The organism is Thiobacillus sp. 65-1402 (assembly GCF_001897685.1).
GTDB lineage: Bacteria > Pseudomonadota > Gammaproteobacteria > Burkholderiales > Thiobacillaceae > Thiobacillus.
Genome location: NZ_MKUG01000182.1, coordinates 1 through 5,387 on the forward strand (window position 1 = coordinate 1; position 5,387 = coordinate 5,387).

Below are 5,387 nucleotides of genomic sequence, written 5' to 3' on the forward strand. Positions count from 1 at the left end.
GGGGCATGCTGCCCCGCTCGGGTATTGCCTGATTTAGCCGATGGTGGCCTCGGCGGAGTTCTTGTCGCCCTTGTTGTCGACCCAGTTGACGACGACCTTGTCGCCTTTCTTGGGCCCCTTGACCTTGAAGCCCAGGTAGGGGTTCTTGGAGATGCCGGTGCCGAAGTCGGCGCTCAGCACCGCGGCGCCGTTGATGGTGGCCGTCACGTCCTGAATGAAGTGGGCGGGCACCAGCTGGCCGGTTTTGGCGTCTTTGCGCAGGCCGGTTTCCATCGGGTGGTTCATCAACACTTTGACGTCGGCGACGTCGCCTGCCATGGTGGCACGGATACGCATGGGTTCAGCCATTTGGCTTTCCTTTCTAAAAAGAATTCAGTTCAACGAATGATGTCTGGCCAGGCCGGGGATCAGCCGCCGCAGCCGCCGATGGTGACCTTGACTTCCTTGGCCGCGGTGTAGGACTTGCCGCCGGCGTTGACGACCGCGCGAACCAGCGAGGTCTGGCCCATCTTGATGCGGGTGGAAATGTAGCCTTGGGTGCCGCCCGACAGGTTGTAGGTACCGACCAGGGGGGTGCCGTTCTTTTCGGCGAGGATGGCGATGCTGGTCGTGCCGGCGATGCTGCTGGTGACTTCCACCGGCACAACCGAACCGTTCTCGGCGATGTCCGGCGCCTTGATGGCGATCTCCTTGCTGTCGGCCGGGCCGGCCACGCCGAGCCCCTTCATCGCGTCGCCGACGTTCTTGGCCTCGAAGGCGGCCTTGTTCCAGGCGGCCATCGCCTGGGTGGGCTTCAGCAGGCCGGCGGCCACGGCGATGGCCACGGTGCCTGCGCCTGCGGCGCCTTTCAGTACGTTTCTACGAAGTGCATTCATTTGCATATCTCCTTGTTGAAAAATCTGCGGGTAATTACAGACCGTAAACGAAATCGGTCACTTTATCGATCTCGGCTTCCGTCAGCACGCCGTGCTTGCCGAACGGAATCATGCTGGTGGAGGGATTGGCGACGGTCGCATCCCAGATCTGGGCACGTAGCTTGGCTTTGTCGGGATAGCGTGCGCTCATGGCGATCAGGGGCGGACCATACATTCCGGTGGATTCCGCATCGGGCACGGTCGGCATGCCGTGGCAGGCCAGGCAGTTGCCCTTGGCACGGTTGAACGCGATGTCCTTGCCGGTTTCCTCCTTGGGAGCGGCCGCCTGTGCCAGCACCGTACCCGACAACATGATGGCGCTGATCGCGCAGGCCGTTGCTATTTGATGCAACTTACGCATAGTCATCCTCCTAAGTTTATTGACATGGTTATGAAAGCGCTTGCCGCTTGGGGATGCCCTGCAGTGAACGCTATCCAGTTATGGATGGGACCAAGCATAGTGGAATTTGTTTTTGGCATGCAAGGCCGGACATGAATCTTTACGTGCAAATCGAAGGGTAATTTCCTACCAGCCCCGCCCGATGTGGGGCTGCGCGCGCGTTGCTAGTTTTTCCGCTGTGATTTTTCGATCTCCTGCCATTCGCGCCGCCGCGCCTCGGCCGCCGACATTTCGTGGAAACTGCCGTCGCCGGCCTTGATGCCGAGGGCGATCTGCTCGATGGCGGCGACCAGGTTGCCGCTCAATGCCGCCGCTTCGGCCTGCGCGCGATGGCTGAGCAAGCGGTGCCCCTGCTGGGCGTGGGCCTGGGCGGCGAGCCGCCACAGGCGGCGGTCGAGCGGATACAGCGCCAGTTGCCTGTCGACCTGGGCCTGCGCATCGCTGCTGCGACCTGCCGCCAGCAATGCGCCGATGTAGCCGTACTGCAAGGGGCGATAGCCGGGATAGGCCTGGCTGCCAGCCTGGTAGCGCTGCAAGGCAAGCATCTGGTTGCCTGCGGCCAGGGCGGTGCGGGCAATCAGTAGCTGGATCATCGGGTTGCCGGTTTTGCCGGACGGGAGTTTCTGCGCTTCAGTCTCGGCGTCCTTGAACTGCCGCGCGCGGATCAGCGCGGTAACCAGGCCATAGCGGGCGGCGGTTTCGCTGTTGTAGCGTTTTTCATCGAGCGCCTTGCGCGCAGCCAGCACGGCATCCTGGGCGCTGTCTTCCTGCGCACGCAGGCGGGCGCGCACCAGCTGGAAATCGAGGCTGTCCTCAACCTGTTGGTAAGGCGCGGTTTCGCTGCGCGATTCCATGTCGGCGATGCGGTCGGTGGTGAGCGGATGGGTGCGCAGATAGGCCGGGGCGCTGGTGTCGTAAAACCGGTTGGCGCGCTGCAGGCGGCTGAAAAAACCGCTCATGCCGCGCACGTCGTAGCCGCTGCGGTTCAGCATGTCGTAACCCAGGCGGTCCGCCTCGCGCTCGTAATCGCGGCTGTAGTTGAGCTGATTCTGGATGGAATAGGCCTGGGTGGTGGCGATGGCCGCGCCCGCCACGTTGGGGCTGGAGCGCGATGCCAGCAGCGCCAGCGCCAGCGCGGCCATGGTCGGCCAGTAGCTCTGGCTTTGCGAAGCGACCATGCGCGCGATATGGTCCTGGGTGACGTGGGCGATTTCGTGCGCAACCACGCCCGCCAGTTCGGATTCGCTTTGCGCGGCGAGCAGCAGGCCCGTATGCACGCCGATGTTGCCGCCCGGCATGGCAAAGGCGTTGATGGAAGGATCGTTGACGACGAAGAAGGTGAATTCGCGCTGGTTGCGGGTGCTGACGGAGACCAGCTTGTAGCCAAGCTGGTTGAGATAGCTTTCGATCTCAGGGTCGTCGAGATAGCGCGGGTCGGCGTAGACGTCGCGCATGATGGCGCGTCCCAGCGTCTGCTCCTCCTGGTCGGAAAAATACTGCCGCGACACTTCGCCCAGATCGGGCAGGTCGGCGGCAATGGCCGGCTGGACGGCCAGGGCGATCGCGAGCAGGGTGCGCAGCATCAGGAGGCAAGAAGGATGAGAGCTGGGAATGGCATTTCGTTTACGATGCGCGGATTGTCAACAAGGTTCCTGTGTCATGAGCGAATTCACCCATTTTGATGAACGCGGCCGCGCCGTCATGGTCGACGTGGCGGGCAAGGACGACACCCGGCGCGTCGCCGTGGCGGGCGGCCGGATCCACATGTTACCCGATACCCTGGCGCGTATTCTGGACGGCCAGGCAACCAAGGGCGACGTGCTGGGCATTGCGCGCATCGCGGCGATCCAGGCGACCAAGCGCACTGCTGAGCTGATCCCGCTGTGCCACCCGATCGCACTGACCCGGGTGAGCGTGGAATTCAGCCACGACCAGGCGGAATCATGGATCGCCTGCACGGTGACCGCGGAAACCGTCGGCAAGACCGGGGTGGAAATGGAGGCGCTGACCGGCGTCAGCGTCGCGCTGTTGACGATCTACGACATGTGCAAGGCGGTGGATCGCGGCATGGTGATGTCGGACATCAGGCTGCTGGAGAAACAGGGCGGCCGTTCCGGCCATTGGCGTTCGTCCCCTTCGGCGGGCGCCTGGTCATAACGTCATCTTGCGCCCGCCTCGCACCGCGGCATGATGTCGGGGTGGAAAAATCGAACCGTCTCATGCGCTTTTTCGGATTCCTGTTGTTGGGGGTGTGGGCATGTTCGTCCGTTGCGCGGGCGGATATGCCGGAGCATCTGAAATTCCCGGCCACGGGAACACAGTTGCTGCTGTGGGTGGCATCCGAGCGCGGGCGCGCCGAGCCCGAGGTGCAGGCTGCGCAGCAACTGGCCGCGCAAGGCGTGGAAACCTGGTCGCTCGACCTCGCCAGCGCCTATTTTCTGCCGCAGTTGCCGAGCAGCATGGACGATGTGCCGGTACGGGATATGGCCGACTGGCTGCGCGCCGCACAGGCCAGTGGCAAGCGGGTGGTGGCCGTCGCCGTGGCGCGCGCTGCGGTTCCGTTGCTGCGTGCCGCGGCCTCGCTCGAGCCGGCCGAGCGGCAGCGACTCTGCGTGGCGCTGCTGTATCCGAATCTCTACATGACGGCGGAGCCGCTGGCCGCGCCGGATTACCTCGACCTGGGAACCTTGGCCGGTTTGCAGGTGCGCGTGCTGCAGCCGCGCCGCTCCGCTGCGACCCCCTGGTTGCCGGGACTGCTGGATCATCTGGCGCTGCACGGCGCGACGGTCAGCGCGACCGTTCTGGAAAGCCTGCGCGAAGGCTACTGGGCGCGCGAAACGCCGACTGAATTTGAAGTGGCGGAGAGCCGCCGCATGGATGCCATGCTGCTGCGTGAATTGAATGCCTGGGGGTGCAAATGAAACGATTGCTGACGACGTGTGCGATGAGTCTGCTGCTGACGGCTGGCGCGCAAGCTGCCGGATTCGAGGCGCGTGCCAGCCAACCGGCGCCGGAACTGAAGGCGCGCGACCTGAGCGGAGCGCCCAGGACGCTGGCCGACTATCGCGGCAAGGTGGTGCTGCTCAATTTCTGGGCGTCATGGTGCCCGCCCTGTCTGCGTGAAATGCCGTCAATGGAGCGGCTGCGGGTGAAAATGGCCGGACGGCCGCTGACGATCGTCGCGCTGGACAGCGCCGAGACGCCCGAAGAAGTGAAGGCCTATTTGTCCAGAATGAAACTGGGCTTTCCGATTCTGCTTGACCCCGATGGCAGCAACACCCAGCACTGGAAAGTGTTTGCGCTGCCCACCACCTTCCTGCTGGATGCCGAGGGGCGCGTACGTTATGTCCTGACCGGGCCGACCGAATGGGACGAGGGGGAGGCGCTGCGGGTGATCGAGTCGCTATTGGCAGAGTTGCCGGCGCACGCAAGATAGACGAAATCAGGATGCTTAAGTCCGTAATAAATAAGGGTTTTTCATCAGATGGTCTTATAAGACCATCAGCCGTTTTGCTTGCCATGCCGGGGGCTTGAAGTGCAAAATAACGGCATATTCGGAATGTTTAATATATAGCCGTCCCCGCAGCATCCAGTGCCGATGCGCTGGCGCTGCTTCCAGCAGTCACCTAGTGTGTATATCCGGGCAGGAAAAGACGCGGTTCCAGCGTGGAACCGTGGGGACGATTTTGAACTTAGAGACCGCATGAACGCCAAGATAAAACTCGAAAATCACGACGCGCAGGAAATCAAGTACACCACCTGCTACATGTGCGCCTGCCGCTGCGGCATCAAGGTGACGCTGGAGGACAACAAGGTCCGCTTCATCCAGGGCAACCGCAATCATCCCACCAACCAGGGCGTGCTGTGCGCCAAGGGATCGGCCGGGATCATGAAGCAGTATTCGACCGCCAAGCTGACCCAGCCGTTGATGCGCAAACCGGGCACCGAGCGCGGCGAGGGCATTTACGAGGCGATTTCCTGGGAACAGGCGCTCGACGTGCTGACCGACCGCCTGGAGGAAATCCGTGCGACCGACCCCTCCAAGCTGGGCTACTTCACCGGACGCGACCAGA

The 5,387-nt window shown here is 63.0% G+C and carries 7 protein-coding genes and 1 pseudogene; 4 read left to right on the forward strand and 4 right to left on the reverse strand.

Annotated features, from left to right (window positions below):
* Positions 1-33: 33 nt before the first annotated feature.
* The 4 genes from soxZ to BGO62_RS13580 form a co-directional block, all read right to left on the reverse strand.
* A complete protein-coding gene (soxZ, locus tag BGO62_RS13565) occupies positions 34-348 on the reverse strand; it encodes a thiosulfate oxidation carrier complex protein SoxZ (protein ID WP_296643437.1) in 315 nt (104 codons plus the stop codon).
* A gap of 59 nt (positions 349-407) precedes the next feature.
* Positions 408-875 (reverse strand): thiosulfate oxidation carrier protein SoxY, encoded by a 468-nt coding sequence (soxY, locus tag BGO62_RS13570; protein WP_296643438.1) that lies wholly within the window; start codon positions 873-875, stop codon positions 408-410.
* Between the two features lie 34 nt (positions 876-909).
* Positions 910-1,275 (reverse strand): sulfur oxidation c-type cytochrome SoxX, encoded by a 366-nt coding sequence (gene soxX, locus BGO62_RS13575; protein WP_296643440.1) that lies wholly within the window; start codon positions 1,273-1,275, stop codon positions 910-912.
* Positions 1,276-1,478: 203 nt separating this feature from the next.
* Positions 1,479-2,897, reverse strand: coding sequence for a M48 family metalloprotease (locus BGO62_RS13580; protein WP_296643442.1), 1,419 nt, complete (start codon positions 2,895-2,897; stop codon positions 1,479-1,481).
* Positions 2,898-2,973: 76 nt separating this feature from the next.
* Here BGO62_RS13580 and moaC point away from each other — a divergent pair, with 76 nt between their 5' ends.
* The 4 genes and pseudogenes from moaC to BGO62_RS13600 form a co-directional block, all read left to right on the forward strand.
* Positions 2,974-3,471: a cyclic pyranopterin monophosphate synthase MoaC gene (moaC, locus tag BGO62_RS13585; RefSeq protein ID WP_296643444.1), complete on the forward strand. Its 498-nt coding sequence runs from the start codon at positions 2,974-2,976 to the stop codon at positions 3,469-3,471.
* A gap of 62 nt (positions 3,472-3,533) precedes the next feature.
* A complete protein-coding gene (locus BGO62_RS13590) occupies positions 3,534-4,235 on the forward strand; it encodes a hypothetical protein (protein ID WP_296643446.1) in 702 nt (233 codons plus the stop codon).
* A complete protein-coding gene (locus BGO62_RS13595; protein ID WP_296643447.1) occupies positions 4,232-4,750 on the forward strand; it encodes a TlpA disulfide reductase family protein in 519 nt (172 codons plus the stop codon). Before BGO62_RS13590 ends, BGO62_RS13595 begins: the two co-directional genes overlap by 4 nt.
* Positions 4,751-5,017: 267 nt before the next feature.
* Positions 5,018-5,387 (forward strand): annotated as a pseudogene (locus BGO62_RS13600) (formate dehydrogenase); the annotation flags it as partial.